Below are 25,554 nucleotides of genomic sequence, written 5' to 3' on the forward strand. Positions count from 1 at the left end.
ACGGCCGCGTCACCCGCCACCTCATCGACCACCGCTGCCGGGTGATCGCCACCACCGACCCCCTCGGCCACACCACCCACTTCACCTACGACACCCACGGCAACCTCCTCACCCGCACCGACCCACTCGGACGCACCACGGCGTTCTCCCACGACAAGGAGGGCCGGCTGGTCACGGTCACCCGTCCCGACGGCACCGAACTCCGTGTCGTACGCGGCCCGTCCGGCCTGCCCACGGAGCGTCGGGACCCGGACGGCGCCCGGTGGCTCCAGGAGTTCGACGAGCGGGGGAACCGCACCGCGGTGACCGATCCGGCCGGCCGCACCACCCGCTACACGTACGACGAGGCCGGTCTCCTGACGTCGGTCACCGATGTCCTGGGTGCCACCACCGTCGTGCGCTGCGACCGGGCCGGCCGCCCCGCGGAGGTGACCGACCCTGCCGGCGGGACCACCCGTCTGGAACGCGACGGCCTCGGCCGTCCGGTCCGCATCACCGACCCGGTGGGCGCCGTCACCCGCCTGGAGTGGCACGCCGACGGGCAACTCGCCAGGCGCACCGGCCCCGACGGCGCCACCGAGTCCTGGACCTACGACGGCGAGGGCAACTGCCTCACCCACACCGACCCGGCCGGCGGGGTGTCCCGCTTCGAGTACACCCACTTCGACCTCCTCGCCGCCCGCACCCGGCCCGACGGCGCGCGGTACGAGTTCGAGCACGACGCCGGCCTGCGGCTGACCCGGGTCACCGACCCGCAGGGGCTCGTCTGGACGTACGGGTACGACCGGGCCGGCCGGCTCGTCTCCGAGACCGACTTCGACGGCCGCACCGTCACCTACGGCCTCGACGCCGCCGGACAGCTCACCACCCGGACCGATCACCTCGGCGGCGTGGCCGCGTACGCGTACGACGAGCTCGGCCGGGTGATCCGCAAGGAGGCCGGGGGCCGGGTCACGGTCCACACCTACGACCGCGCCGGACGCCTGATCCAGGCGTCGAGTCCGGACAGCGAACTGGTGCGCCGCTACGACCGGTGCGGCCGGCTCAGGACCGAACTCGTCGACGGCCGCGCCCTGGACCACGCCTACGACGCCGCCGGCCGCCGGATCCGTCGCACCACCCCCACCGGGCTGGTCACGAGCTACGCCTACGACGCCGCGGGCCGCCCCACCCGGGTGACCTCCGGGGGCCACGACATCACCTTCACGCACGACGCGGCCGGACGCGAAGTGGCACGCGTCTTCGGTGACGTCGTCACCCAGGTCTCCGCCTGGGACGAGGCGGGCCGGCTGTCCGCCCAGCACCTCACCGCCGGCTCCCGCACCCTCAACGAGCGCACGTACGCCTACCGCGCCGACGGCCGCCTCACCGCGACGTCCGACCTGGTGTCGGGGACGCGCACCTTCGACCTCGACCCGGTCGGCCGGGTCACCGCCGTCCACGCGCGCGGCTGGAGCGAGCGGTACTCCTACGACGCCAGCGGCAACCAGTCCTCGGCCGCCTGGCCCGACTCGCACCCCGGCCACGAGGCCACCGGGCCCCGCGCCTACAGCGGCACCAGTGTCACGCGTGCGGGTGACGTCCGCTTCGAGCACGACGCCCTGGGCCGCGTCACGCTGCGCCAGAAGACCCGGCTCTCCCGCAAACCGGACACCTGGCGCTACACGTGGGACGCCGAGGACCGTCTCACCTCCGTGGTCACCCCGGACGGCACCCGCTGGCGCTACCGCTACGACCCCCTGGGCCGGCGCACCGCCAAGCAGCGCCTGGCGGCGGACGGCGAGACCGTGGCGGAGGAGATCCGTTTCACCTGGGACGGCCTGACCCTCTGCGAACAGACCACCGTCTCCGGCGACCTGCCCCGCCCGGTGGCGCTCACCTGGGAGCACCGCGGCCTCGTGCCCCTGGCGCAGACCGAACGGATCCTCACGGCGGACGCCCGTCAGGAGGAGATCGACCGGCGCTTCTTCGCCGTGGCCACCGACCTGATCGGCACCCCGACCGAACTGGTCGACGAGTCCGGGGACATCGCCTGGCGCACCCGCACCACTCTGTGGGGGACCACCGCCTGGTCCCGCTCCAGCACGGCGTACACCCCGCTGCGCTTCCCCGGCCAGTACTACGACCCGGAGACCGGCCTCCACTACAACCTCTTCCGCCACTACGACCCGGAGACCGGCCGGTACACGTCCGCGGACCCGCTGGGGCTCTCGCCCGCGCCGAACCCGGTCGCCTACGTGACCAACCCGCACACCGTGTGCGACCCCTTCGGCCTGTCCCCGTACTCGAACGGTGACGGCCCGGCCATCGGCGAGTACACCTCCAAGGGCGAGGGGCAGGACCTCAAGCGCTCCGCCAAGGTGGGCGACGACCAGTGGCACTTCAACACCGGCCACGGCTACGACCGGGCCCACACCGGACCGGGCGGGACCACGAACGACCTGCGCACCACGAACCTGAAGCCCGACCAGATCGAGCAGGCGATCGTCTCCGACGTGTACGGGTACATGAAGGACGGCGGAGCCGTTCCCCGCGCCGGAACCCCCGAGTTCACCGGCCCGCTCGACAGGTCGGTACAGATCGACGGGCACGACGTCGGCTACCGGGTCATCCAGCGGCCGGACGGGGCCTACCAGCTGTCCACCTACTGGCTCAACCCGTAGCGCAGAGCCCTCGATCCCGGCGCCGCACCGGCTGTTCGGGCAGCGCCGGGATCGACTGTTAGGGTCTGGGCGCCCGTACCGTCCACGACCGCCCCGGCGCTCCGGCGCTCCCGGGCGACGGAAACACTTCGTCAGGAGAAGCGACAGATGCCCGATCCGACCCCCGCGGCCAGGAGCCTCAGCCAGGCCATCGACGGCGCCGACAGCCGGCAGGTCAACGAAGCGGCCCGTGAGTTCGTCGAGCAGCTCACCTTCGCGACGGCCGACGAGATCCTCGCCATGCTCCGTGACGTCCTCACCGAGGACTGGATGGCCCTGCCGCCCTGGGCCCGCAATCTCGCCTACCGGCTGGCCTGCCTGCAGCGCCCCGACGACCCGCAACTGCTCCGGGAGGCGGCAGCGGACCTGTTGTCCTTCGGGCCGGACTGGGACGCGTTCGCCGAAGACCTCAAGAGGCGCGCGGCGGAACTGGGGTAGGGCCGGATCTCCGTACAGCCCGCAGAGACGAGGTGATCAGTTCTCGGTGCCATGCCGAGCCATGTACCCCGCCGTGCGTTCGGCCAAGGGGGCGCCGCGGAGTCCGTCCGCCTCTGTCCGGAACCCCTTCTCCGGCGCTGTGTTCACCTCTGTCCGCGCCCCTCGAAGTCCCGGCGGACGGTGGCGCCCTGATCCTCGGTCAGCCCGGCGCGGTCCGGCAGGTCCAGAACGGCCCCGCAGTGCTCACACAACGTCCCGCCTTCGGCAGGCGTGCCGCATGCCTTGCAGAATCGTCCGGTCTGCTGATCCTTGATCTCTTCTGTCATGGCGTCTCCGATACGGTGAGGACAGTGCCGAACGTCGCGTACCCGAAGCGCGCGGAGTGATGCGTTCTGTGCCGGGTGCCCCGCGGTCCGTGGAACTGAGGAGCCGGGCTCCCCTGCCCCACGGACCGGCGTCCAGCGCTGATGCTCACGCCGGGCGGCCGGCGGCCGGCAGTCGTCCCCGAGTCGGTTGCGACGCCACCCCCGACTGCCGAGAGGCGGGGACAGCAGCGACGGCAGGGGTCGGGTCAGGCCAGGCCACCGGTGCCATGTCCCCCTGTATGGCCCCGGCCACCAGCGGCGTCGGCGCCGGGGCGGCCGGCACCTTGCGGTACACCGCCTCGTACCCGGCGCCATGGTCTCCGGCTGGAAGCGTGCGATGACGTGGTCACCGCGGTCCCGCGAGCCGAGGGCGCCCACCGCCCGGATCGCCTCGGGCAGGCCGGCGACGTCGTCGCGGACCAGGCCGGTGACCGTCGACGACCACCTCCAGGCGGCCTCTTGCAACGCCAACGCGTGCCACGCCTATGCCTGCCTCGACAACGCGTGGCCACGCCTATGCCTGCCACACCGCGGCCGGCCCACCACCCTTCGCGTGATCCCTATTCCGGATGCCGTCGATCCACGGTGTGGATGTGCCGGTCACCTCCGGACGGTCCGCCTCACTCCCCGGGTGCGTCCGCGAGCCGTCTGCCGACCCGCTCGGCCGTCTCGCGCAGCCAGATGTGGGCCGCGTCATGCGTGTGCACGGGGTGCCACCACATCGCCTCCCGCAGCGGCACCGCCTCGTACGGCGGCTTCAGCACACGGACGGCGGCCAGCGGCGCCATCAGCCGGGCGAGACGGGCCTGGACCAGGGCGATGCGCCGGGTGCCGGCGACCAGGAGCGGCAGCAACTGGAAGCTGTCGACGGAGACTTCGACACGCGGTTCGATCCCGAGCATGCCGAGCTGGCGTACGGCCGGAGCGTCGTAGGTCCGCTGGTAGGTGACCCAGGGCAGCCTGGCCAGGTCCTGCCGGGTGAGCCGGTCGTCCACGCTCGGGTGGTCGTCGGCGACGAGGAAGACCCAGCGGTCGTCGTAGAGCTCGGTGGCCGGGAAGTCGCTGATGACACCGTGCGGCATGAACAGACCGTCGGTGGCGCTCAGCAGCGTGGCGGTGTCGTCGACCACGGTGGTGGGCGTCTGTGTGAAGCGCAGCCGGATGCCGGGCGCCTCCTCGTGGACGACGCGGGCGAGTTCGGTGCCGAAGACGGCGACCGCGTAGTCGGAGGCGACCAGCTTGAACTCGCGGCTCTCCTTGGCCGGGTCGAAGTCGGCCTGGCTGGCGAAGAGGCGTTCCAGCACGTCGTAGGCGGTGGAGGTGCGGTCCAGGAGTACCTGGCCGAGGGCGGTGAGCTCGTAGTGGCCGCCGACGCGGGCGAGCAGGTCGTCGTCGAAGTGGCGGCGCAGCCGGGCCAGCGCCGCGCTCATGGCGGGCTGGCTGAGACCGACGCGCTGCCCCGCTCGGGTGACGTTGCGCTCTTCGAGCAGGGCGCGCAGCGCGACCACGAGGTTGAGGTCGAGACGGGCCAGATTCACGGGGGCTCTCCTTGCGGTACGACGCCGATCTGGGGAAATAGACCCGGTGGATGCCGTGCATCCACAGAATCGATTTCCCTGATCGCGGGTGCGGGGTCCAGATTAGTCACACCGCAATCAGGAGGACATGTCCGTGAAACCTGAACCCGCGTCCGCGCTCTTCGCCGGGCCTTTCGCACTCGCCACCCTGTCGGCCCCCGATGGGCCGGCCTTCCCCGCCCTCGTCACGCCGGACGGCCAGGTGATCGACCTGCGCATCGCGCTGCTGGACCGTACGTTGACGACGCGGGGGCTGCTGGAGCGCTGGGAGACGGCGCTGCCGCGACTGCGCGAGCTGGCCGCCGACTGCGGTACGGAACGCCGGCCGCTGGGTGAGTTCCGGGTGCACGCTCCCGTCGAGCCGCGCCAGGTGTTCCAGTCCGGCGCGAACTACCGGCAGCATGTGATCGATCTGCACGTGGCCCACCGCGCCCCCGGCGACGACCGGTCCGAGGACGAGCGCCGCGCGGAGGCCGCGGAGATCATGGACCGGCGGGCGGCGGAGGACCTGCCGTACGTGTTCATCGGGCTGCCGAGCGCGATCACCGGCCCCTACGACGACGTGGTCCTTCCCGCCTGGGCCGAACAGCCGGACTGGGAACTGGAGTTGGCGGCCGTCATCGGCAGGCCCGCCCACCGGGTCCCACCCGAGGAGGCGCTGGAGTACGTAGCCGGGTACACGATCGCCAACGACCTGACCGACCGGGCCACCGTCTTCCGCCGGGACATGCCGCAGATCGGCACCGACTGGCTGCGCAGCAAGAACGCGCCCGGGTTCACCCCGCTCGGCCCCTGGCTGGTGCCCGCCGAGTCGATCGCCGACCCCGGTGATCTCCGCGTCACGCTCAAGCTCGACGGCGCGACCATGCAGGACGAGTCCACCAAGGACATGATCTTCAGCGTGGCGCGGATGGTCGCGTACGCCTCCCAGGCCGCCCAACTCCTCCCCGGCGACCTCGTGCTGACGGGATCCCCGGCCGGCAACGGCATGCACTGGGGCCGGCTGCTGCGCGACGGCGACGTGATGGAGGGGGCGATCACCGGGCTCGGCGCGCAGCGCACCCGCTGCGTGGCGGAGGCCTCCTCATGACCCTGGACCGCCTCGACCCCGAGGGTGCCATCGCCGAGGCCGCCAAGGCGTGCTCCAACTGGGGGCGTTGGGGCGAGGACGACGTGCTCGGCACCCTCAACTTCCTCGACGAGGCCAAGCGCCGGCAGGGCGCGGCCCTGGTGCGCACAGGTGTGAGCTTCTCGCTCTCCCAGCGCTTCGACATGCACGGCCCGCAGAAGGGCTGGCGGCGCCGGACCAACCCCGTGCACACCATGCTCGACACGGGCACCGACGCCGCCCTCGGCAACCAGGGCTTCCCGCACGGCATCGGCGGCGCCGACGACGTGATCGCGATGCCGTTGCAGTGCTCCACGCAGTGGGACGGGCTCGGGCACATCTTCGACCACGGCAGGGCGTGGAACGGGCGCCCGGCGGAGAAGGTCGTCACCTCGGACGGCGACCTGGTCACCGGCATCGAGCACATGGCGCCGCACGTCGCCGGCCGCGGTGTGCTGCTCGACGTGGGCCGGGTGATCGGCGACGACGGGGAGCTGCCCGACGGGTTCGCGGTCACCGAGGAGCACCTGACCGCGACCGCCGAGGCGCACGGGGTGACCGTGGAGCGCGGGGACATCGTCGTCGTCCGCACCGGACAGCTGGCCCGGGTGCGGCGCGAGGGCTGGGGCGACTACGCGGGCGGGCCGGCGCCCGGTCTGTCGTTCACCGCGGCCGGCTGGCTGCACCGGACCGAGATCGCGGCGATCGCCACCGACACCTGGGGCTTCGAGGTCCGGCCCAACGAGTTCGAGCACGCCTTCCAGCCACTGCACCAGGTGGCGATCCCCCACATCGGCCTGCTGATCGGCGAGATGTGGGACCTGGAGGCACTGGGCCGGGACTGCGCGGCCGACGGCGTGTACGCGTTCTGGCTCACCGCCGCACCGCTGCCCATCACCGGCGCGGTGGGCTCCCCGGTCAACCCGGTCGCCGTCAAGTAACCAGCGGAACGAAGGAGTTCCCCCATGAGCACACCCCGCACGGTCCTGGTGGTCGGCGGCGGCGCGGCCGGCAACGCCGTGACGATCCTGCTGCGCCGCGCCGGGATCGCCGTCGATCTGATCGAGGCCAGGGACGACTGGAACGCCACCGCCGGCTCGGGCATCACCCTCCAGGGCAACGCCCTGCGCGTGCTGCGTGAACTCGGCGTCTGGGACCGGGTGAAGGAGTCCGGCTTCGGCTTCGGCTCCGTCGGCATCACCGCCCCCGACGGCACGGTGCTGCACGTCGCCCGGGATCTGCGCACCGGCGGCGACGACCTGCCCGCCACGATCGGCATGCAGCGCCCGCGACTCCAGCGGATCCTCATCGACGCCGTCCGGGCGAGCGGGGCCCGGGTACGGCTGGGCACCAGGGCCGAGACCTTCGACCAGGACGGCGACGGCGTGCGGGTGCGGTTCACCGACGGCACCGAGAGCCGCTACGACCTGGTGGTGGCCGCCGACGGGCTGGGCTCGGCCACCCGGACCGCCATCGGCATCCCCGACAAACCGGAACCGACCGGAATGGCCATCTGGCGGATCGCCGCCCCGCGCCCGCCCGGCGTGGTCCGCACCGACCTCGCCTACGGCGGCCCCGCCTACATCGCCGGCTACTGCCCCACCGGCGACACCACCCTGTACGCCTACGTCGTCGAGGGCAACCGCGACCGGGCGTCGGTCCCGCCGGAGTCGTACGCCGCCGAGATGCGCCGCCTCGCCTGCGCCTACGGCGGCTTCTGGACTCAGATCACGCCGCACATCACCGACTCCGCCCAGGTCAACTACACCTGGTTCGACCGGCTGTTGGTGGAGGGCTCCTGGCACCGCGGCCGCATCGTGCTGGTCGGCGACGCGGCGCACTGCTGTCCGCCGACGCTCGCCCAGGGCGCGGCGATGTCCCTGGAGGACGCCCTCGTGCTGGCCGAACTGCTCACCGGCGCCGACGACTGGGACGACACGCTGTTCCAGGCGTACTACGAGCGGCGCGTCCCGCGCGTGCGCGCGGTGGTGGAGGCGTCGGTGCGGCTCGGCCAGTGGCAGCTGGACGGCGTGCGCGACGCCGACGTACCCGGACTGATGGGCCGCACCATGACGATGCTCCGGGAGCTGCCGTGAGGGTGCCCACGATCGACGTGCACGCGCACGTCCTGCTGCCGGAGGTCGAGGCTCTGCTGGACGGCCTGCCGGGGCTCGCCGAGGCACGGGCGCTGGACGCCCGCCGCAACGGCCCCGCCGCCCTCGCCGTCAACGTCCCCATGGTGCGCGAGCGCATCCCCAGGCTCACCGATCCGGTCGTACGCCTGGCCGCCATGGACGCCCAGGGCGTGGACATCCAGCTGGTGAGCCCGTCGCCCTCGCACTATCACCACTGGACCGACGAGGCGACGGCCGAGAAGCTCTGCCGGCTGGCCAACGAGGCGACGGCGGCCCACTGTCGGGCCGCCCCGGACCGCCTCAAGGGCCTCGGGCTCGTACCGTTGCAGCACCCGCACCGGCTGGTGACGGCCCTCGACCACGCCCTCGGCCAGGGCCTGCTGGGCGTGGAGATCTCCAGCCACGCTCCCGGGCGGGAACTGTCGGACCCGGCGTACGAGCCCTTCTGGTCCCGGGCCGAGGAGACGGGCGCGCTGCTCTTCCTGCACCCGTTCGGCTGCACGCTCGACCAGCGCCTGGACCGGTGGTACCTGTCCAACACCGTCGGCCAGCCCACCGAGAACGCCGTCGCCCTCTCGCACCTGATCTTCTCCGGCGTCCTGGACCGCCACCCGGACCTGAAGCTGATCGCCGCCCACGGCGGTGGCTACCTGCCCACCCACATCGGCCGCTCCGACCACGCCTGGTCGGCCCGCTCCGACGCGGGCACCGGCTGCGCGCACCCGCCCAGCAGCTACCTCAGGCGCCTCTACTTCGACTCCCTCGTCCACGACCCGCACACTCTGCGGGAGTTGATCCGCGCGGCCGGATCCGACCGCGTCCTGCTCGGCTCGGACTTCCCCTTCGACATGGGCACCGAGGACCCCGTCGGCGCGCTGCGCGCCGCCCGGCTGCCCGAGGCCGACTTCGACGCCGTACGAGGTGGCAACGCCGCCGCCCTGCTGACGGAAGGACCGACATCATGAACGCCCGACTGCTCACCCACCTGAGGCACGTCGACCTCGCCGTGCCCGACTACGACAAGCAGCTCGACTTCTACGCCGGCGTCTGGGGCCTGACGAAGGTCGCCGAGGACTCCGGGATCTCCTTCCTGGCCGCCGAGGGCTCGCCCGAGCAGTACGTCGTACGGCTGCGCAAGGCGCGGGAGAAGCGTCTGGATCTCGTGTCGTACGGCGCCGCGTCCCGCACGGACGTCGACACGCTCGCCGAGCGGCTGCTGTCCCAGGACGTACGGCTGATCTCGCGGCCCGGCCCGGTCGACACCCCCGGCGGCGGCTACGGCTTCCGGTTCTTCGACGTCGACGGCCGCACGATCGAGGTGTCCGCCGACGTGGAGGTGCGGCGGCACCGCAGGATCGAGGAGAAGGAGGCGATCCCGGTCAAGCTGTCGCACGTGGTCCTCAACTCCCCCGACCTGAACCGGACTCGGCAGTGGTACGAGCGTCACCTCGGCTTCCGGCTCTCCGACACGCTCAGCTCACCGCACATGGGCGAGGTCATGCACTTCATGCGGATCTCCAGCCAGCACCACTCCATGGCCATCGCCCAGGGCCCGCACACCTCGCTGCACCACGTCTCCTTCGAGATGCGCGGTCTCGACGAGTACATGCGCGGCTCCGGCCGGGTCATGCGCGCGGGATTCCAGAAGATCTGGGGCCCGGGCCGCCACATGGCCGGCGACAACACCTTCACCTACTTCCTCGACCCGCACGGCAACACCGTCGAGTACACGACCGAGCTGGAACTCCTCGACGAGGACACCTGGCACCCGCATGTCTACGACTTCTCCCAGCCCGAGGTCACCGACCAGTGGGGCACGGCCAATCCGATGAACGAGCTGGTCGCCAAGGAGTCCTTCAACGACGTCGACCGCGGCTGCTTCGTCGCGCCGCCGGTCTGAGGGGCCGACGATGCGCTTCGCGACCTTCGTGTACGAGGGGGTGCACCGCTGCGGCCTGGTCGAGGAGGACTCGGTGCGCCCCTTCCCCGTCGGCACGGATCTCCTGCACCTGCTGCGGGCCGGTCTTCCGGCCGGTCCGCACCAGGCCGGTCCGCAGCAGGCCGGCCCCCCGGTGCCCCTGTCCGCCGTACGGCTGCTGCCACCGCTCCAGCCGCCGTCGGTGCGGGACTTCGTCACCTTCGAGGAGCACGTCGAGGGCGTCCGCCGATCCGTCGAGGGCACCGGCGGCGTCCCCGAGCAGTGGTACGCCGCCCCGACCTTCTACTTCACCAACCCGCACGCCGTCTACGGCCCGGGCGACGGCATCCCGGTGCCGCCCGGCTCGGCCCTCCTGGACTTCGAGCTCGAGGTCGCCGCCGTCATCGGCCGCGAGGGCCGCGACCTCACGCCGGAGCAGGCCCGCGACCACATCGCCGGCTACACCGTCCTCAACGACTGGTCCGCCCGCGACCTGCAGTCGGCGGAGATGAAGGTCGGCCTCGGCCCGTGCAAGGGCAAGGACACCGCCACCACCCTCGGCCCCCACCTGGTCACCGCCGACGAGCTGGAGCCGTTCCGGGACGGGGACGGCTTCCTGCGCCTGAGGCTGACCGCCGAGATCAACGGCGAGGTGGTCGGCGAGGACCTGCTGTCCCACATGAGCTGGACCTTCGAGGAGATGGTCGCCTACGCCTCCCGCGGCACCCGCGTCGTGCCCGGCGACGTGCTCGGCTCCGGAACCTGCGGCAACGGCGGCTGCCTCGCCGAACTGTGGGGCGTTCGCGGCGAGCGGACCCCGCCGCCCCTGAAGCCCGGCGACACCGTCACCCTCACCGTCGAGGGCATCGGCACCCTCACCAACACCGTCGTGCCGGGCGCCGAACCGGTGCCCCTGCCGACCGGCCGGCGCCGGCCACGGAAGCGGTCATGACCGGCCCGCGCCCGGGGAGGCTGCTCGGCAAGGTCGTGGTCGTCACGGGCGCGGCCCGCGGCCAGGGCGCCGCGGAGGCCGAGGCCCTGGCCCGGGAGGGCGCCCGGGTCATCGCCACCGACGTGAACCCCACGGGCGACTGCCGCCGGCTGGACGTCACCAGCGAGAGCGAGTGGGCCGATCTCGCCGCCGAGTTGCACGGGTCCTACGGCCAGGTGCACGGCCTGGTCAACAACGCCGGCATCACCTGGCGCGCCCGCCTGGACGCCGTACGGGTCGAGGACTTCGCCCGCGTGCACGACGTCAACGTCATCGGCCCGCTGCTCGGCATCCAGCATCTGACCCCGTTGCTGCCGCCCGGCTCCTCGATCGTCAACGTCGGCTCCTCCGCCGCGCTCACCGCCCACTGTCCGGTCGCCTACACCACCAGCAAGTGGGGCCTGCGCGGCCTGTCGAGGACGGCGGCACTGGAACTCGGGCCCCGGGGCATCCGGGTCAACACCATCCACCCGGGCTACATCGAGACGGAGATGACCGCTTCCGCCGCGCCCGCGTTCCGCGAGGCGAACGTCCGCGAGACCCCGCTCGGGCGCACCGGCACCGTCGACGAGGTCACCCCGCTCGTGATCTTCCTGCTCTCCGACGAGTCGTCCTTCATCACCGGCACCGACATCCCCGTCGACGGCGGTCTCACCGCGCACGGCGGTGTCAAGTCCATCTCGGACGCCCTGCGTTGGGAGGCGTCGTGAAGCGCTTGGACGGCACAGTCACCCTGATCCCGGGGACCGCCGGCGGGCGGTCGCGCTCACCTCCGGTCGGTCTCTGGACGTGACCGAAGAGGCTCCGCCCGGGCCGGATCCTGGTCGACGTCGCAGGCGATCAGTCGAAGTCGTAGGCGGTGAAGGCGAGGCAGACGGCCGTTCCGTCCTCCTCCAGTGCCTCGTGGCCGTCTCGTTCCTCGGCCTCGACCGGGCGCGTCTTCGTCAGGTCTCCCGGACCGGCGCGTAAACCTCGGGCTCCACTCCGAACGTCCAGGCGACGCCCGCCTTCGCGGTCCGGGTGGTGGGAGGTACCCGCAGCCAGTACGTGCGCCGGGTGCCGTCCGGTTCCGGAGTGGAGTTGAGCACCTCCACCATCGCCACCGGCTCGTCGTCCGGCAGGTCGATCCGCCACAGGGTGCCCGTCTCGTCCCGGTGCACGGGCTGGGCCTGGGAGTCCGTCAGATAGCGGTCGTAGCCGTAGTGCTCCAGCATGATCCGGCGCAGCTCGGCGTTCTCCTCGGAACGGATCCGTTCCGGTGTGAGCGCGGGCAGTTCCGCGAGGAACTCAGCCGGGACGGGCATACCGCGCCACGCGTGGAGGGCGAAACCGTCCGGGTAGGCGAGCGCCGGGCCGTCTCCGTGGTCGAGCCGGCCCGCCTCGTCCCGGTGCAGGGCCACGGGTCGCTCGGACACGACCGCCACCCGGGCGTACGGCCACCACCAGCCCGCGCTGCGGCACACCGCGGCCACACCGTCGAGCGGCCCGTCGTCCGTGGCGAACGCGGCGAGCCAGGGCGCGTCGTGCTGCCCGAGCACCGCGTCCAGAAGGAGCAGCCGGGTCTCTGCGGCCGCCGCTCCCGTCTGCCGGCCCACCAGCTCGTCGAGGACGCCGGTGCGGATCCGGTCCACGAGGGCCTGGGTGGGCTCCCACAACCGTCCACCGGTCGCCGCCCAGTGCGCCGACCAGCCCGCGGCCCCCAACTCCGCGTGGAGACGGCGCCGTTCAAGTGCCCAGGGCGTGCTGCGGACCGCATCCCGCACGCTGGGGCCCCGGTCCGCGAGTTCCCGGAGCAGCGTGACGGCCGCGCGCGGCGAACCGGCCCACACCACACGCTCCGGTGCGGCGAGTCCCGCCCGCCGGTACGCCCACCGGACACCGTCCTCGGCGGCTGTCCGGTCGGCCGGAACGGTCGCCGACGCCCACGCGCGCCACACCCCCAGGCCGTCGGAGGAGATGTCCTCCACCGCCGACGCGCCCGTGTCCGCCCTGGTCATGAGCCCCTCCGTCACGTACCCCTCCATCATGTGCCCGCCCCTCATCTGCGTCTCCGCCATGTGCCCGCCCGCCCAGCGCTGTTCAGTCCGCCACGATCCGCACGGACCCGGGCACGTACTCCCGCTGTCTGATCACCCGGTACCACCCCTTGGGCAGCGAGATCGCCGCGTGCTCCTCATGCACCACCCGCCCGCCCTGGGGCAGGTGCAGCAGGAACGGACCGAACGGCCCCGGCTCACGCACCAACTCCCCCGGTCCGACGACCGCGTGGGCATGTCCGGTGACCTCGCCGAGCGCCAGCACGAGCCGGCCCCGCGCGTCACGTCGCTCCCTCGGCGTGTGGGCCACATGCGCGGGCACCGCTTCCTCCTTCACGGGCACGATCAGTACGTCTCCCTGCCGGTACATGGCTCTCCCCTCACCGCCGGGTGCCCGTCGCACCGGCCTCATGACGAAGACCGTACGGGCCGCCACTGACAACGCGCCCTCAAGCCAGCCCCCGCCCACCGGGGTTGTCAGTGCCTGTTGGTAGAACTGCCGTCATCACAGACCGCACACCCTTTCTGCTCAGGAGCAGCCGCATGACCATCGGTGACCACCTCCGCACGCTGTACCGGCTGCCCGCCCACGACTTCCCGGGCCCCGACGCGAAGACGGACGGCCTGCCCGGCCCGGACTCCGTCGCCTGGCGCGTCAAAGCCGACGTGTACGACTCCGAGGAGGACTGGGCGGGAGCCTTCGCGCGCTTCTGCGCCGCCCTCGACACCACACGCGTACGGGCCCTGATCGTCGGCGCCTGGGCGGAGGCCTACGACACGGGCCCGTCCGGCGTCATCGAGGCCCTGCTCGCCGCCCGGGAGCGCTTCCCCGAGCTGCGCGCACTGTTCCTCGGCGACATGGTGATGGAGGAGTGCGAGATCTCCTGGATCAACCAGGCCGACGTCACCCCGCTGCTCACCGGCTTCCCCGCCCTGGAGGAGTTCGGTGTGCGCGGCGGAACGGGGCTGGAGTTCCCCGCGCTGAGCCACGGCGCGCTGCGCAAGCTCGTGGTGGAAACCGGTGGCCTGCCCGCCGAGGTGGTGCGCGGCATCGGCGGCAGCGATCTGCCCGCCCTGGAACATCTCGACCTGTGGCTGGGCACCCCTGACTACGGCGGCGACAGCGAGGCCACCGATCTGGAGCCCATCCTGTCCGGCGCCCGGCTGCCGCGCCTGCGTCATCTGGCCCTGCGCAACAGCGAGATGCAGGACGCCGTCGCCGCGGCCGTCGCCTCCGCGCCCGTCGTGGCCCGGCTGGAGGTGCTGGACCTGTCCATGGGCGTCCTGACCGACGAGGGCGCCGGCGCGCTGCTGGGCGGTCAGCCGCTCACCCACCTCAAGAAGCTCGACCTGCACCACCATTACCTCAGCAAGCCCTTCGAGGACCGCGTCCGGCAGACCCTGGAACCGGCGGGCGTGGAGGTGGACCTCGACCGTGACGACGCGGAGGAGGAGACGGAGGACGACGGCACGGTCTGGCGATACGTCGCCGTGGGCGAGTGAGTACACCCTCAGCGGCCCGGCCGGCGGCTCCTTCCCGGCCGTGCTTCGCAGTCGTCGGCAACCCGGAGAACCGCAGGGTGGCCCTCTTCGGCGACGCGGTCCGTGCGGCCGGTCTGCCCGGCCCGCGCGTCGTCCCCTGGGTGGACGTCCTGCGCGCCCGGGGAGCCGGGTTCGCCGCCGACGAGATCGTCCGCGTCGACTCACCGGGCGAGAACCGTGAGGTCGACCGTCTGCTGCGGGGTGCCCAGGACCCCACCCGGGTCGAGGGGTCGGCCCGTTGGTACGCCGGGTTCACCGCCGCGCTGCGCGGCCTGCGCGGCGGCATCCGGCTGGACGACCCCGACGACCTCGCCGTGCTGTTCGACAAGCGCCGCTGTCACGCCGTGCTCGACGCGGCGGGCGTCCCCGTCCCCGCCTCACCCACCTCGGGCCCGCGGAGCGCCCCGGTGCGCGGCTGGGACGACGTACGCACGCTGATGCGCGAGCACCGGATGCCGCGGCTGTTCGTCAAACCCGCGCACGGCTCGTCCGCGTCGGGAGTGCTCGCCGTCGAGACCGGCGGCGGCCGGATCAGGGCCACCACCTCCGTGGAACTCACCCCCGAGGGCCGTCTGCACAACTCCCTCAAGGTGCGCCGCTACGACCGCGAACAGGACATCGCCGCCATCGTCGACGCGCTCGCCCCCGACGGCCTGCACCTCGAACGCTGGCTGCCCAAGGCCTCCCAGCAGGGCCGCGCCGCCGACCTGCGAGTGGTCGTGGTGGCGGGCCGGGCCACCCACGCGGTGGTCCGCACCAGCCGCTCGCCGCTGACCAACCTCCATCTCGGCGGCAGCCGAGGCGACCTCGACGCGGCCCGGCAGGCGGTGGAGGCGGCGGGCGCCCGGTGGGCCGACGTGCTCGGCGTGTGCGAGCGGGCCGCGGCCTGTTTCCCCCGCACCCTCTGCGTCGGTGTGGACCTGCTGCCGGCCATCGGCTGGCGCCGCGCCTTCGTCGGCGAGATCAACGCCTTCGGAGATCTGCTGCCCCGGCTCACCGGCCTGCCCGGCAGCGGCGCCGAGGGCCTGGACACCTACGCCGCGCAGGTGGCGGCCGTCCTGAACGGTCACACCCCGTCCGGCCCGCACGATCCGTACAGCCCGTACAGCCCTGTACAGAACAAGGACACCGCATGCCTGAGCCGGACATGAACGAGGTCGTCGGCAGTCACGACATCCTCCTCGTCACCCTCGACACGCTGCGTCACGACGTGGCCGTCGAACTGGCGGCGGCGGGCCGGATCCCGCACCTCGCCCGCCATCTGCCCGACGGCCGCTGGGAGGAGCGCCACGCGCCGGGCAGTTTCACCTACGCCTCCCACCAGGCGATCTTCGCGGGTTTCCTGCCGACACCCGCCGCCCCCGGGCCTCATCCACGGCTGTTCGCGGCGAGCTTCGCGGGCAGCGAGACCACCGCCGACGGCACGTTCGTCTACGACACCCCGGATCTCGTGTCCGGCCTGGCCGAGGCCGGCTACCGCACCGTGTGCGTCGGAGGTGTGGGCTTCTTCAACAAGCAGGGCCCGCTCGGCTCGGTGCTGCCCGGACTCTTCCAGGAGTCCCACTGGGAGCCGGAGTTCGGCGTCACCTCACCTCACTCGTTCGAGCATCAGATCGCCCGCGCCGAAGAGGTCATCGGCCGGCTGCCCGCCGAACAGCGGCTGTTCCTGTTCGTGAACGTCTCCGCCCTGCACCAGCCGAACTGGTTCCACCTGCCCGGCGCGACGCGTGAGGCCGGAGACACCTGCCGTACGCACGCCGCCGCGCTGGAGTACGTCGACCGGCACATCGGCCGGCTCTTCGCCGCCGCGAGCAGCCGTCGCCGCTGCTTCGCCATCGTGTGCTCCGACCATGGCACCGCCTACGGCGACGACGGTTACACCGGCCACCGCCTGGGCCACGAGTCCGTGTGGACCGTGCCCTACGCCCACTTCTTCCTCGATCCCGCCGAGGCCGCCGTATGACCACCGCCCAGCTGACCAGCCCCTACCAGCACTACGTCTACGCCTACCCCCACAAGACCGCCTACCGCGAGCTGCCCGACCGCCCGGCGCTCGCCTCGCTGTGGGCAGCGGAACCGAAGGACGCCCTCTCCCTCTACCTGCACATACCGTTCTGCGAGGTCCGCTGTGGCTTCTGCAACCTCTTCACCCGCATCGGCGCTCCCGACGGTCTGACCGGCGCCTACCTCGACGCGCTGGAACGGCAGGCGGGCGCCGTACGAGACGCGCTCGGACACGCGGACGACGTCCGGTTCGCCACCGCGGCCTTCGGGGGCGGCACGCCCACCTTCCTCACCGCGGCCGAGCTGGAGCGCCTGTGCGACATCGCCGAGCACGGCATGGGCGCCGGCCTGCGCGCGATCCCGCTGTCCGTGGAGGCCTCGCCGGCCACCGCCACCGCCGACCGCCTCGGTGTCCTGGCGGAACGCGGGACCACCCGGCTGAGTCTGGGCATCCAGAGCTTCGTCGACTCCGAGGCGCGGGCCGCCGTACGTCCGCAGCGCCGCGCCGATGTCGAGGCCGCCCTCGCCCGCATCCGTGACACCCGTATCCCGGTCCTCAACATCGACCTCATCTACGGCATCGACGGCCAGAGCGAACAGAGCTGGCGGCACTCCCTGGACGCGGCCCTCGCCTGGCGCCCCGAGGAGCTCTACCTCTATCCGCTCTACGTCCGCCCGCTGACCGGCCTCGGCCGCCGCGGCGCCGACCACCGTCCCGACCCGGCCTGGGACGAGCAACGGCTGCGCCTGTACCGCGCGGGCCGCGACCATCTCCTCGGGCACGGCTACACCCAGCAGTCCATGCGCATGTTCCGCCGAGCCGACGCCCCACCGCAGGGCGCCGACGACTACGCCTGCCAGACCGACGGCATGATCGGCCTCGGCTGCGGGGCCCGCTCCTACACCTCCGCCGTGCACTACTCGTTCGACTACGCCGTCGGCACGCACGAGATCCGCGGCATCATCGACGACTACGTGGCCACCGCCGACTTCGGCCGCGCCGAGGTCGGCTACCGCATGGACGGCCAGGAGGCGCGCCGCCGTCACCTGCTGCAGTCACTCCTCCAGGCCGAGGGGCTCGCCGTCGACGACTACCGCGCCCGCTTCGGCAGCGCCCCCGCCGACGACTTCGGCCCGGAACTGCACCGCCTCGCCGACCGCGGCTGGCTGACCGACACCGGCTCCACGACCCTGCGGCTCACTCCGGAGGGCCTGGCGCACTCCGACGCCATCGGCCCGGAGCTGTTCTCCCCGACCGTACGGGCCGCGATGTCCGACTACGCGAGGAAGTGACCGTCCCGCCATGGATCTGACTGTCCTGTACCGGGGTCCGCTCGCCTCCTGCGACTACGACTGCCCCTACTGCCCGTTCGCCAAGCGGCGCGACTCGACCGCCCAGCTCCGCGCCGACCGCGCCGCCCTGGAACGCTTCGCCCAGTGGGCCGGCGACCGGACCGACGACCGGCTCTCCCTCCTCTTCACCCCGTGGGGCGAGGGCCTGGTCCGCTCCTGGTACCGGCGCACCCTCGCGGAACTGTCCCACCTCCCGCACATCCGCCGGGTGGCCATCCAGACCAACCTCAGCTGCCGCACCGACTGGCTGGCCGAGGCGGACGCCGGCACCCTAGCCCTGTGGTGCACCTACCACCCGGGCCAGACCCCCTACGACCGCTTCCTCACCAAGTGCCGCGACCTGGCCGACCGCGGAATCCGCTTCAGCGTCGGCGTCGTCGGCCTGCCCGAACACCTGGAGGCGGCCCGCCGCCTGCGCGCCGATCTGCCCGGACACGTCTACCTGTGGATCAACGCGGCCGAGGGACACACCTACCAGGACGCCGACGCCGACCGGTGGACCGCACTCGACCCGCTGTTCCCCTACAGCCGCACCCCGCACACCAGCGCCGGGCTGCCCTGCCGCACCGGCGACTCGGTGATCTCGGTCGACGGCGACGGTACCGTCCGCCGCTGCCACTTCGTCCGTGCCGAACTGGGCAACCTCTACGACGGTTCCTACCGCGCCGCCCTGCGCCCCCGCCCCTGCCCGCTGGCCGTCTGTGACTGCCACATCGGCTACGTCCACCTCGAAACCCTGCCGCTGTACGACGTCTTCGCGGGCGGGGTCCTGGAACGCGTCCCGGCCGGCCTTCCCTGACGGCGCCCGACGCGAAAGAGCTGCTGCCCCGGCTGGGCGTCACCGCCGCTCGCGCGCGCCGAGTTGGTCCTCCTCGGAGGAAACGAGCAGAACACCTGTCCTGGACGGCGCCGCCACAACGCAACCCGACGAGTCGGACAGGTGCCGAGTGGCGGCCGTTGACCGGGGTGCCCCGCAGCGCTGTTGCGGACCCATGCCGAGACGGTCCTCACGTCGCTTCCCCCTCGCGCAGGCGGCGGGCCGCCAACTGGCAGACCTGCTGGGCGGGTTGCCGGCCCGGCCCGGCACCGGGACGTGCTGCTGCTGCCGCCGGCTTCTGCGGCACGCCACTGAACCCCGCTGCTCCCTCCTCAGCCACCCGCCGCGGCCGTCACCGTCGCGGGGTCCACTCCGGTCAGCTCCACGATGCGGTGCGGCGGCACGCCCGCGGCCAAGGCCCGCCCGATCAGCCCGTCCCGGCCGTCCGCGTAGTCGCGGTAGGCGAGCAGCTCTTCCTCGACCTGGGCGACCGTCTCGGGGGCGAGCCGGTGACGCACCTGGTTCAGTTCCTCGTCACTCAGCGGGACCGGCAGGCGCTCCGCGCCCTCGGGAACGGATCCCCTTTCCTCCGGTGGCAGCACCCGCAGCTCCGGAGATGTGGACGTGCTTCCGTGAGCGTCCAGCCATGCCCGTACCGCGGGAGTTTCCATGCAGGCCAGCTCACCGACGGCGGCCGGAGGCACGCCGAGGGGCATGGCCGGGTCGTCAAGCAGGAACAAATAGGCATCGTCGGTCATCCTCGGCTCCTTCTCAACGGGATCGATCGACGTCCCTTTACCCCACCGCACCCGGATTACCGCCGGCTCACCGAGCAGTCACCCTGACGGACCGCCAGGGGTCGCGGTCACATCATCGCCTTTCCCCGGTCTCCGGCAGCAGGCGCGTCACCTGCTCCCCGGTCGGACAGCCCGCCGGCGCGAGCAGCAGCAGTAGCAGTAGCAGCACGAGCGTTGCGTCGAGTTCGCCGTTTCGACGCGCCGCGCCGCGCCGCGCTTCTGCTCCTGCTCCTGCCGCCCCGCGCGGCTACTTGAGGTACACGATGCCGTCCGTCGTGATGGCGGGACGTCCGGACGTACCGACGACCACGATCTTGACGGTGTGCTTGGCGCTGGCGGACCAGGTCTTGGTCCAGATCGCGTCACGGTACTTGGTGGTCGAGGACTTCAGGTCGACCGTGGCCGTCTTCGTTCCGTCGACATAGATGTGGGCCTGTCCGGAGGTCGAGGCCCGGGACACCGCCCAGGCGACCGAGCGACCGGTGAAGGTCCACGTCAGTGAGGCGTTCTTGGATGTGCTGGAGTACGACTTGCCGCCCAGGTAGCTGGTGGAGGACTTGGCCGTCCAGGTGCCGGTCTTGGTGGCCGAGGTCTCCTGGAGGATGACCGGGCTGCCGGAGACGGACGCGGTGCCGGTGTTGCCCGCCTGGTCGGACGCTGTCATGGACCACGCGGTGGCCGTGCCCGACTTGGCGGTGTGGTGGGCGACGGTGGTCGTCGGACCGTATGTCGCGCTGAGCGGAGCCGTCAGCTTGACGGCTTTCAACGCCTTGTTGTCGGCGGCCTTCCAGCTGAGCGTCACGGGCACGGCGGTGGTGTTCACCGTTCCGGTGCGCAGGGCCAGGGTCGGCTTGGTGGTGAACGTCGGGGCCGTCGTCTCGGCGACGACCGTGGCGGCCGCGGAGGTGGTGGTCCCGCCGGACTGGTGCGTGGCGCGGACCTGCACCTGGTGCGTGCCGACGGTGAGCGTCGCCTTCGCCGAGGTGGCAGTGCCTGCCGTGGTGACCGCCGCCTTGCCGTCGACGAGCAGCTCGTACTTCGCGATCAGCGACGAAGGTGTGGTGGCGGCCCAGTTCACGGTGATGCCGGCTTGGGTGTAGTACGTGGTGCCGGACAGGCCCGCGCCCGTGACGGACTTGACGGCGAGTCCGGTGACCGGTCCGGCGGCCCAGCCGCGGAGGGTGGGCAGCTTGGCGTAGAACTGGTCACCTGGGCACTGGGTGTTGTAGCCGTCGCGGTGGCCGTGGATGGTCGGGAAGCTCAGCTGGGCTCCCTTGGACCAGGTGGCGCCCGTGTAGTTGCGTCCGCTGTCACCGGCGGTGAGGGAGGTCGTGCCGTTCGGGCTGACGCCGTACTGGCCGAGTTTCCAGGACGCGATCCTGGCCACCGAGACCATCGCGGCCTCGCTCGGCGCGACATCGGTGTAGGTGCCCAGGACGGAGATGCCGGTGGTCTCGGCGTTGAAGCCGTAGGCGTGGGCGCCCATCACCGGACGGTCGACGCCGCCCTTGCGGCCCTCGTAAACGGTCCCGCACTTGTCGACGAGGAAGTTGTAGCCGATGTCTTTCCAGCCGAGTTGCCGGACGTGGTACGCGTAAATGCCCCGCACGACGGCCGGGCCGTCGGCGCAGGTGTAGGTGTTGCTCTCGGCGGTGTGGTGGACCACCACGGCCTTGATCTTCCCGCCGGGCAGGTAACCGGGCTCTTCGGGGCTGATCGACTCGTCCGCACCCCAGGCGGCGCGCGAGGTGATCGTCGGACGCGGTGCGGTGGACGGCGGAGCCGTGGGCACTGTGGCGGTCGGGGTCACGGACGGCGTGGCCGAGGGAGGTGAGGAGGGTGTCGGCGTCCCGGTCGAAGGCGTCGCAGCCGGTGTCGTCCCGGTCTCGGTCACCGTGGGCGTGGCGGTGGGCTCGTCGCTCAGCGAGGGATCCGCGGAGGGCTCCTCACCGGGTTCGCCCGCATCGGCCGTCGGCGTCGGTTCCTCCGACACGTCGGCCCGGTACGCAGCCGGTTCGATGTCGTTCGGGGTGCCCTTCCCCGGGTCGACCATGTCCAGCCGCAGACCGGCGGGCAACTGGGTCGTCGTCCTGCCGTCGGCGCTGACGCGTACTTCCACGCCGTCGGAGGGCCCCACCCAGGCGGGTTCGGTGCCGCCGCGCCGGGCGGCGGCCTCGCCCTGTCCGCTGTCGCCGTCCAGGCGCAGCCAGGTGGACCACTTCCCGGTTCCGGTGGCGCGGGTGCGTGCCTCGATGGTGCCCGTGATGCGGGCCGACGGGTCGGTCCAGGTGATGCCCAGCATGCTGAACAGCTCGGTGTCCCGCCGCTTCAACGTCGCCTGGCCGCCACCGCCCGTTGTCTCCAGCGCGGCGGTGCGTGCGTGGGCGCGGACCGGTCCGGCTTTGCGGTCGTCGTCGGGGGTACCGGTGGTGTGGCCGGGGCCTGACTGGAACACGAACGTTCCGGTCAGGCCGGCTGCGGCCACGGCCGCCGCGATCCAGAGGTGTCGAGGTCTGGGCATGTCGGGTCTGCGGTGTCCTTCGGCGTAGTGGGGCACGGGCAAGCGCGGGGAAACCACCGCACTCGTGAAGCAGCGCGATCACGATCAGCAGGAAGACTCCTGCGACGCCGTAATGGTTGTGGGGCAGGAGTGACAGTGTGCCAGTCGGGGGCGTCGCGGCCTGTGACCGTGCTCAGCGGGATCCGCAGATGATGAACTCGGTCCGGACGGATGCTCGTTCCGTCGATACGGAGGTGGCTGTTCTGGTCGGTCGGGCCGGCGTCGTCGGGCCAGCCGGTGTGTCCTCCTCCGCTCGGACTCGTACGTGGCCATTCCTGATTGGTCGCGGCGGTGACTGGCTTCTCGGCGGTCAGTCCGGCGAGGAAGTTCGGTAGAGGGCACGGAAGAGGGCGCCGCCGGCCGGCGTCGTCCAAGGAGAACTGGAACGACGCGTCACAGGCGCGGGTACGCCCGCATGGGGATGACGTGCTCGGTGAGACCGACGAGACCGGAGTGGGGCAGAGCCACTCCCCCTGTCAGGTACCTAGTAGGTACCATGCTGGCATGCCGTCCTTGAACATCAGCTACAGCGACGAGGAGATGGAGGAGCTGCGCGCCGCCGCCGCGGCCGCGGGCACCTCCCTCAAGCAGTACGTCCATGACCTGTCCCTGCGCGAGCGGCTGCGCCAGCAGTTCGTGCGGTACGCCGTCTCCTGGGGTGAGCAGCACCGCGAGGAGTTCGACGAGGCCTTCCCCGACGAGGTCCCCCCGGCCGGCCGCCACCAGGGAGCCGAAGCCGCCTGATGGTGCTCCACATCGACATTCCCTGGCTGCTCGACATCCAGGAGCAGTCCGTGCCCGAGGACGTCACGGTCGCGGACTACTCGGCCCTCGTCGCCGCGGTCGCCCGCCACAAGACCCGCATCCCCCGGCCGGGTGTCGCCGCGCCGGATGCCGCGTGGCGGGCAGGAGCTCTGCTGCACACCCTCGTCCGGCTCGAACCGCTGCCGTACCGCAACTCGCTGTACGCCTGCCAGGTCGTCGTCGCGTACATGCACACCTCGGGCGAGGGCATCGATCCGCCCTACGGCGCCCTGGTGGAACTGGTGCGCGACATCCAGGCCCGCAAGGCCACCGTCTACCAGGCCGCCGACCGGATCCGCGGCTGGCGGATCTGACCGGAGCGCGGCGGTCGATCACACGCAGCGCGATCACACGCCCTCCGCGGTCGGCGTGTTCCAGGGCTGGAGTACTAGCCGAGCCGGCTTCCGTCGGCGCCGACGCCGCTGTGCGTCGAGCGATCGGCTTCGTCCTGCGCCAGCATCGAGAGCAGGGAAGCCACGGTGAGGCCGGCTTCGGCGGGGTGGCGCAGGACCTTGCCGGGCTCGATCCGGTACGTGTTGCCGCGCCCCTCCCTGGTGTGCGACAGGTAGCCGTCCTGCTCCAGGTCCGAAATGATCTTCTGGACGGCGCGCTCCGTCAGTCGGCAGTGCGCGGCGATGTCCCGGATGCGCGCGGTCGGATCGTCGGCAATGACGGCGAGCACGCGCGCGTGGTTGGTAAGAAACGTCCATCCGTTGTGCGGTTCAGGCACTCCACCCATGCAGGCATCATACGCCCGAGCTTTCACGCACACAAATACGCGAACTTGATTTCATGTATCTGTTGACGTATTCGTGTTCAGGCGTGACCGTGGAGGGGCAAGTGGACGAGAGACCGTGGGAGAGTGCCATGCCGCAGTCGGCGTACTCCGCGCACCCCGGGTCGGGAGACGCCGGCGGATGCGAGGGGGCGGTTGACCGTACCGGGGCACACCGCCCCTCCGGCATGAGCGTCATCGCCACCCGCCACGGCGACCGGGTGGCCGTGACCGTACGCGGTGAACTCGACCTTCAAGCGGAGCAGCAGGTGCGGCGTGCCCTGCGCTCGGCTCTCGCCGAGTCGGACCAGGGCCTCGAACTGGACCTGAGCGGGGTCGAGTTCTGCGACTGCTCCACCCTCAACGTTCTCCTGGGCATCCGGCAACAGGCGCTCGGCGAATCCAAGAGTGTCACGCTCCGTGCCACCAGCCCCGTTGTCGACCGGGTGCTCGAACTCACCGACACGCGCTCCCTGTTCACCGCTGCGGGCACCGGTGGACGACACGGTCCGGCACCCCGCGCCACAGAGTCGGGAGCGGCCCTGACGGGAGCGGACCCGACCACTCCCCCAGACCCCGGTGACGGAGCGCAGGACCCGTCGGCGCAGGACCCGTCCGCGCAGGACCCGTCCGCGCAGGGCAAGCGCGCGCAGGACCTGCGGATAGAGCTGGCGCAGCTGCGACGGGCGATGCAGACCCGGCCGACGATCGACCTGGCCCGCGGCATCTTGATGGCCAGCTTCGGGCTCAGTCCAGAGGATGCCTGGACCACCCTGGTCGTGACGTCCCAGAACACCAACACCAAGATGCACCATGTGGCTCAGGAGCTGGTGGACACGGTCAACGGCGACTCGCTGACGGAGGACGTGCGGAAGCAGCTGTCCGCCGCGATCTCCACGCTCAGGCACCCGGCAGCCACCACGGACGACGAGTGACACCGTCGAACGGAAGGCACACAACGGCCCGGGAGCGACGGATGCCGAGCCACAAGCCGGTCATGGAAGCCCCTTCGGGCCGCCGGGGGTCTGAATGTCAGTCGACCGCGTACATCCGGATGACCACCACGTCGTCCTCGGGCCGGGCGAGGCCCACGAACACCGTGCCGGCGAGCCAGCGGTGGGCGGGCGCGTCGGTGCGGAAGACCGGGGAGGTCCGGTAGTAGTGACCGGCGTGGGAGATCTGCAGGCCGTCGTCGTACTGGTCGGGACAGTCGGGGCCGGGCCGGTAGAAGCCGCGGTTGACGATGTCGATGACCGCGCCGTCCTCGGCCTGGATCAGGTAGCGCGCGTCGAGTTCGCACACCTCGCCGCGGGTGCTGCTCCAGTCACCGCCGCCCGCCAGGACGGTGCCGCGCAACCGGGGGCCGTCCACGCTGCCGCCTGTGATGGGGGTGAACTCGGTCACCTCTCCGTCGCCGTGGCCGATGTGCAGGGTTTCGCTGACGTGGGCCCGGATCTCGAAGGCGAAGGTCAGGCCGGGGATGGAGGACATGGAGGTGGCTCCGTTCGGGAGTGAGTGCTGGATGACGGCGTCCGGGAGGAGTCTCGTGGACGGTGGACGGTGGACGGTGGACGGTGGTTCGGTCGGATGCGGATGGATCGCTGGGCGGCCGGGAGACCGGTGAACGGCGCG

25 protein-coding genes are annotated in these 25,554 nt (G+C 71.9%); 17 read left to right on the top strand and 8 right to left on the bottom strand.

Annotated elements, in window-relative coordinates; all coding sequences use genetic code 11:
- On the top strand, positions 1–2,663 hold a 2,663-nt coding region (locus tag ACWD0J_RS14990; protein ID WP_451496220.1), incomplete at its 5' end, for an RHS repeat-associated core domain-containing protein.
- Positions 2,664–2,810: 147 nt separating this feature from the next.
- A complete protein-coding gene (locus ACWD0J_RS14995; RefSeq protein WP_451496221.1) occupies positions 2,811–3,140 on the top strand; it encodes a hypothetical protein in 330 nt (109 codons plus the stop codon).
- 143 nt (positions 3,141–3,283) lie between these two features.
- On the opposite strand, the gene ACWD0J_RS15000 is transcribed toward ACWD0J_RS14995, so the two are convergent.
- Both ACWD0J_RS15000 and ACWD0J_RS15005 read right to left on the bottom strand, forming a co-directional pair.
- Positions 3,284–3,466 (bottom strand): hypothetical protein, encoded by a 183-nt coding sequence (locus ACWD0J_RS15000; RefSeq protein ID WP_451496222.1) that lies wholly within the window; start codon positions 3,464–3,466, stop codon positions 3,284–3,286.
- A gap of 659 nt (positions 3,467–4,125) precedes the next feature.
- Complete coding sequence (locus tag ACWD0J_RS15005; RefSeq protein ID WP_451496223.1) at positions 4,126–5,043, bottom strand: LysR family transcriptional regulator; 918 nt, start codon at positions 5,041–5,043, stop codon at positions 4,126–4,128.
- A gap of 127 nt (positions 5,044–5,170) precedes the next feature.
- Between ACWD0J_RS15005 and ACWD0J_RS15010 the strand changes: the two genes are divergently transcribed.
- The 7 genes from ACWD0J_RS15010 to ACWD0J_RS15040 are packed head-to-tail and all read left to right on the top strand — an operon-like array spanning position 5,171 to position 11,944.
- Positions 5,171–6,172 carry a fumarylacetoacetate hydrolase family protein gene (locus ACWD0J_RS15010; RefSeq protein ID WP_451496224.1) on the top strand — a complete coding sequence of 334 codons (1,002 nt, stop codon included), beginning with the start codon at positions 5,171–5,173 and terminating at the stop codon, positions 6,170–6,172.
- On the top strand, positions 6,169–7,131 hold the full coding sequence (locus tag ACWD0J_RS15015) for a cyclase family protein (protein WP_451496225.1): 963 nt from the start codon (positions 6,169–6,171) through the stop codon (positions 7,129–7,131). Before ACWD0J_RS15010 ends, ACWD0J_RS15015 begins: the two co-directional genes overlap by 4 nt.
- Before the next feature lie 24 nt (positions 7,132–7,155).
- Positions 7,156–8,286, top strand: a complete 1,131-nt coding sequence (locus ACWD0J_RS15020; RefSeq protein ID WP_451496226.1) for an FAD-dependent oxidoreductase — start codon at positions 7,156–7,158, stop codon at positions 8,284–8,286.
- On the top strand, positions 8,283–9,290 hold the full coding sequence (locus ACWD0J_RS15025; RefSeq protein ID WP_451496227.1) for an amidohydrolase family protein: 1,008 nt from the start codon (positions 8,283–8,285) through the stop codon (positions 9,288–9,290). The genes ACWD0J_RS15020 and ACWD0J_RS15025 overlap by 4 nt, the downstream gene beginning before the upstream one ends.
- The gene (locus ACWD0J_RS15030; RefSeq protein WP_451496228.1) at positions 9,287–10,225 is read left to right on the top strand and encodes a VOC family protein; all 939 of its coding nucleotides are present in this window, start codon (positions 9,287–9,289) and stop codon (positions 10,223–10,225) included. The genes ACWD0J_RS15025 and ACWD0J_RS15030 overlap by 4 nt, the downstream gene beginning before the upstream one ends.
- 10 nt (positions 10,226–10,235) lie before the next feature.
- A complete protein-coding gene (locus ACWD0J_RS15035) occupies positions 10,236–11,195 on the top strand; it encodes a fumarylacetoacetate hydrolase family protein (protein WP_451496229.1) in 960 nt (319 codons plus the stop codon).
- Positions 11,192–11,944 (top strand): SDR family NAD(P)-dependent oxidoreductase, encoded by a 753-nt coding sequence (locus ACWD0J_RS15040; protein ID WP_451496230.1) that lies wholly within the window; start codon positions 11,192–11,194, stop codon positions 11,942–11,944. Before ACWD0J_RS15035 ends, ACWD0J_RS15040 begins: the two co-directional genes overlap by 4 nt.
- A 234-nt stretch (positions 11,945–12,178) precedes the next feature.
- Here the strand turns inward: ACWD0J_RS15040 and ACWD0J_RS15045 are convergent, their stop codons facing one another.
- Together ACWD0J_RS15045 and ACWD0J_RS15050 are read right to left on the bottom strand one after the other, a co-directional pair.
- Positions 12,179–13,231 (bottom strand): DUF6745 domain-containing protein, encoded by a 1,053-nt coding sequence (locus ACWD0J_RS15045; protein WP_451496231.1) that lies wholly within the window; start codon positions 13,229–13,231, stop codon positions 12,179–12,181.
- Between the two features lie 82 nt (positions 13,232–13,313).
- On the bottom strand, positions 13,314–13,640 hold the full coding sequence (locus tag ACWD0J_RS15050; protein ID WP_451496232.1) for a hypothetical protein: 327 nt from the start codon (positions 13,638–13,640) through the stop codon (positions 13,314–13,316).
- Between the two features lie 173 nt (positions 13,641–13,813).
- Here ACWD0J_RS15050 and ACWD0J_RS15055 point away from each other — a divergent pair, with 173 nt between their 5' ends.
- From ACWD0J_RS15055 to ACWD0J_RS15075, 5 genes are read left to right on the top strand one after another with little or no spacing between them, the layout of a single operon-like run.
- Positions 13,814–14,773: an STM4015 family protein gene (locus ACWD0J_RS15055; RefSeq protein WP_451496233.1), complete on the top strand. Its 960-nt coding sequence runs from the start codon at positions 13,814–13,816 to the stop codon at positions 14,771–14,773.
- Complete coding sequence (locus tag ACWD0J_RS15060; RefSeq protein WP_451496234.1) at positions 14,770–15,963, top strand: STM4014 family protein; 1,194 nt, start codon at positions 14,770–14,772, stop codon at positions 15,961–15,963. The genes ACWD0J_RS15055 and ACWD0J_RS15060 overlap by 4 nt, the downstream gene beginning before the upstream one ends.
- Positions 15,960–16,775 (top strand): STM4013/SEN3800 family hydrolase, encoded by an 816-nt coding sequence (locus ACWD0J_RS15065; RefSeq protein WP_451496313.1) that lies wholly within the window; start codon positions 15,960–15,962, stop codon positions 16,773–16,775. The genes ACWD0J_RS15060 and ACWD0J_RS15065 overlap by 4 nt, the downstream gene beginning before the upstream one ends.
- Complete coding sequence (locus ACWD0J_RS15070) at positions 16,772–18,109, top strand: STM4012 family radical SAM protein (protein WP_451496235.1); 1,338 nt, start codon at positions 16,772–16,774, stop codon at positions 18,107–18,109. The genes ACWD0J_RS15065 and ACWD0J_RS15070 overlap by 4 nt, the downstream gene beginning before the upstream one ends.
- 10 nt (positions 18,110–18,119) lie before the next feature.
- Positions 18,120–18,968: an STM4011 family radical SAM protein gene (locus ACWD0J_RS15075; protein ID WP_451496236.1), complete on the top strand. Its 849-nt coding sequence runs from the start codon at positions 18,120–18,122 to the stop codon at positions 18,966–18,968.
- 350 nt (positions 18,969–19,318) lie between these two features.
- Here the strand turns inward: ACWD0J_RS15075 and ACWD0J_RS15080 are convergent, their stop codons facing one another.
- Positions 19,319–19,744, bottom strand: coding sequence for a DUF6003 family protein (locus ACWD0J_RS15080; RefSeq protein ID WP_451496237.1), 426 nt, complete (start codon positions 19,742–19,744; stop codon positions 19,319–19,321).
- A gap of 286 nt (positions 19,745–20,030) precedes the next feature.
- Positions 20,031–22,304, bottom strand: coding sequence for an N-acetylmuramoyl-L-alanine amidase (locus ACWD0J_RS15085; protein WP_451496238.1), 2,274 nt, complete (start codon positions 22,302–22,304; stop codon positions 20,031–20,033).
- 543 nt (positions 22,305–22,847) lie between these two features.
- On the opposite strand from ACWD0J_RS15085, the gene ACWD0J_RS15090 reads away from it, so the two are divergent.
- Together ACWD0J_RS15090 and ACWD0J_RS15095 are read left to right on the top strand one after the other, a co-directional pair.
- Positions 22,848–23,087, top strand: a complete 240-nt coding sequence (locus ACWD0J_RS15090; RefSeq protein WP_451496239.1) for a hypothetical protein — start codon at positions 22,848–22,850, stop codon at positions 23,085–23,087.
- Entirely contained in the window at positions 23,087–23,461 is a 375-nt protein-coding gene (locus ACWD0J_RS15095) for a toxin Doc (RefSeq protein WP_451496240.1), read from the top strand. The genes ACWD0J_RS15090 and ACWD0J_RS15095 overlap by 1 nt, the downstream gene beginning before the upstream one ends.
- A gap of 74 nt (positions 23,462–23,535) precedes the next feature.
- Here the strand turns inward: ACWD0J_RS15095 and ACWD0J_RS15100 are convergent, their stop codons facing one another.
- Complete coding sequence (locus ACWD0J_RS15100) at positions 23,536–23,886, bottom strand: helix-turn-helix transcriptional regulator (protein ID WP_451496241.1); 351 nt, start codon at positions 23,884–23,886, stop codon at positions 23,536–23,538.
- Between the two features lie 224 nt (positions 23,887–24,110).
- On the opposite strand from ACWD0J_RS15100, the gene ACWD0J_RS15105 reads away from it, so the two are divergent.
- Positions 24,111–24,857, top strand: a complete 747-nt coding sequence (locus ACWD0J_RS15105; protein WP_451496242.1) for an anti-sigma factor antagonist — start codon at positions 24,111–24,113, stop codon at positions 24,855–24,857.
- Between the two features lie 97 nt (positions 24,858–24,954).
- Here the strand turns inward: ACWD0J_RS15105 and ACWD0J_RS15110 are convergent, their stop codons facing one another.
- Positions 24,955–25,413 (bottom strand): DUF3237 domain-containing protein, encoded by a 459-nt coding sequence (locus ACWD0J_RS15110; RefSeq protein ID WP_451496243.1) that lies wholly within the window; start codon positions 25,411–25,413, stop codon positions 24,955–24,957.
- Positions 25,414–25,554: the final 141 nt, after the last annotated feature.

It is taken from the genome of Streptomyces sp. NPDC003011 (assembly GCF_053591515.1).

Coding starts and splice junctions, on each gene's coding strand:
- ACWD0J_RS14995 (WP_451496221.1), top strand. CDS start 2,811: ATGCCCGATCCGACCCCCGCGGCCAGGAGCCTCAGCCAGGCCATCGAC.
- ACWD0J_RS15000 (WP_451496222.1), bottom strand. CDS start 3,466: ATGACAGAAGAGATCAAGGATCAGCAGACCGGACGATTCTGCAAGGCA.
- ACWD0J_RS15010 (WP_451496224.1), top strand. CDS start 5,171: ATGTCCGTGAAACCTGAACCCGCGTCCGCGCTCTTCGCCGGGCCTTTC.
- ACWD0J_RS15015 (WP_451496225.1), top strand. CDS start 6,169: ATGACCCTGGACCGCCTCGACCCCGAGGGTGCCATCGCCGAGGCCGCC.
- ACWD0J_RS15020 (WP_451496226.1), top strand. CDS start 7,156: ATGAGCACACCCCGCACGGTCCTGGTGGTCGGCGGCGGCGCGGCCGGC.
- ACWD0J_RS15030 (WP_451496228.1), top strand. CDS start 9,287: ATGAACGCCCGACTGCTCACCCACCTGAGGCACGTCGACCTCGCCGTG.
- ACWD0J_RS15035 (WP_451496229.1), top strand. CDS start 10,236: ATGCGCTTCGCGACCTTCGTGTACGAGGGGGTGCACCGCTGCGGCCTG.
- ACWD0J_RS15040 (WP_451496230.1), top strand. CDS start 11,192: ATGACCGGCCCGCGCCCGGGGAGGCTGCTCGGCAAGGTCGTGGTCGTC.
- ACWD0J_RS15045 (WP_451496231.1), bottom strand. CDS start 13,231: ATGACCAGGGCGGACACGGGCGCGTCGGCGGTGGAGGACATCTCCTCC.
- ACWD0J_RS15050 (WP_451496232.1), bottom strand. CDS start 13,640: ATGTACCGGCAGGGAGACGTACTGATCGTGCCCGTGAAGGAGGAAGCG.
- ACWD0J_RS15055 (WP_451496233.1), top strand. CDS start 13,814: ATGACCATCGGTGACCACCTCCGCACGCTGTACCGGCTGCCCGCCCAC.
- ACWD0J_RS15065 (WP_451496313.1), top strand. CDS start 15,960: ATGAACGAGGTCGTCGGCAGTCACGACATCCTCCTCGTCACCCTCGAC.
- ACWD0J_RS15070 (WP_451496235.1), top strand. CDS start 16,772: ATGACCACCGCCCAGCTGACCAGCCCCTACCAGCACTACGTCTACGCC.
- ACWD0J_RS15075 (WP_451496236.1), top strand. CDS start 18,120: ATGGATCTGACTGTCCTGTACCGGGGTCCGCTCGCCTCCTGCGACTAC.
- ACWD0J_RS15080 (WP_451496237.1), bottom strand. CDS start 19,744: ATGACCGACGATGCCTATTTGTTCCTGCTTGACGACCCGGCCATGCCC.
- ACWD0J_RS15085 (WP_451496238.1), bottom strand. CDS start 22,304: ATGCCCAGACCTCGACACCTCTGGATCGCGGCGGCCGTGGCCGCAGCC.
- ACWD0J_RS15090 (WP_451496239.1), top strand. CDS start 22,848: ATGCCGTCCTTGAACATCAGCTACAGCGACGAGGAGATGGAGGAGCTG.
- ACWD0J_RS15095 (WP_451496240.1), top strand. CDS start 23,087: ATGGTGCTCCACATCGACATTCCCTGGCTGCTCGACATCCAGGAGCAG.
- ACWD0J_RS15100 (WP_451496241.1), bottom strand. CDS start 23,886: ATGGGTGGAGTGCCTGAACCGCACAACGGATGGACGTTTCTTACCAAC.
- ACWD0J_RS15105 (WP_451496242.1), top strand. CDS start 24,111: ATGAGCGTCATCGCCACCCGCCACGGCGACCGGGTGGCCGTGACCGTA.
- ACWD0J_RS15110 (WP_451496243.1), bottom strand. CDS start 25,413: ATGTCCTCCATCCCCGGCCTGACCTTCGCCTTCGAGATCCGGGCCCAC.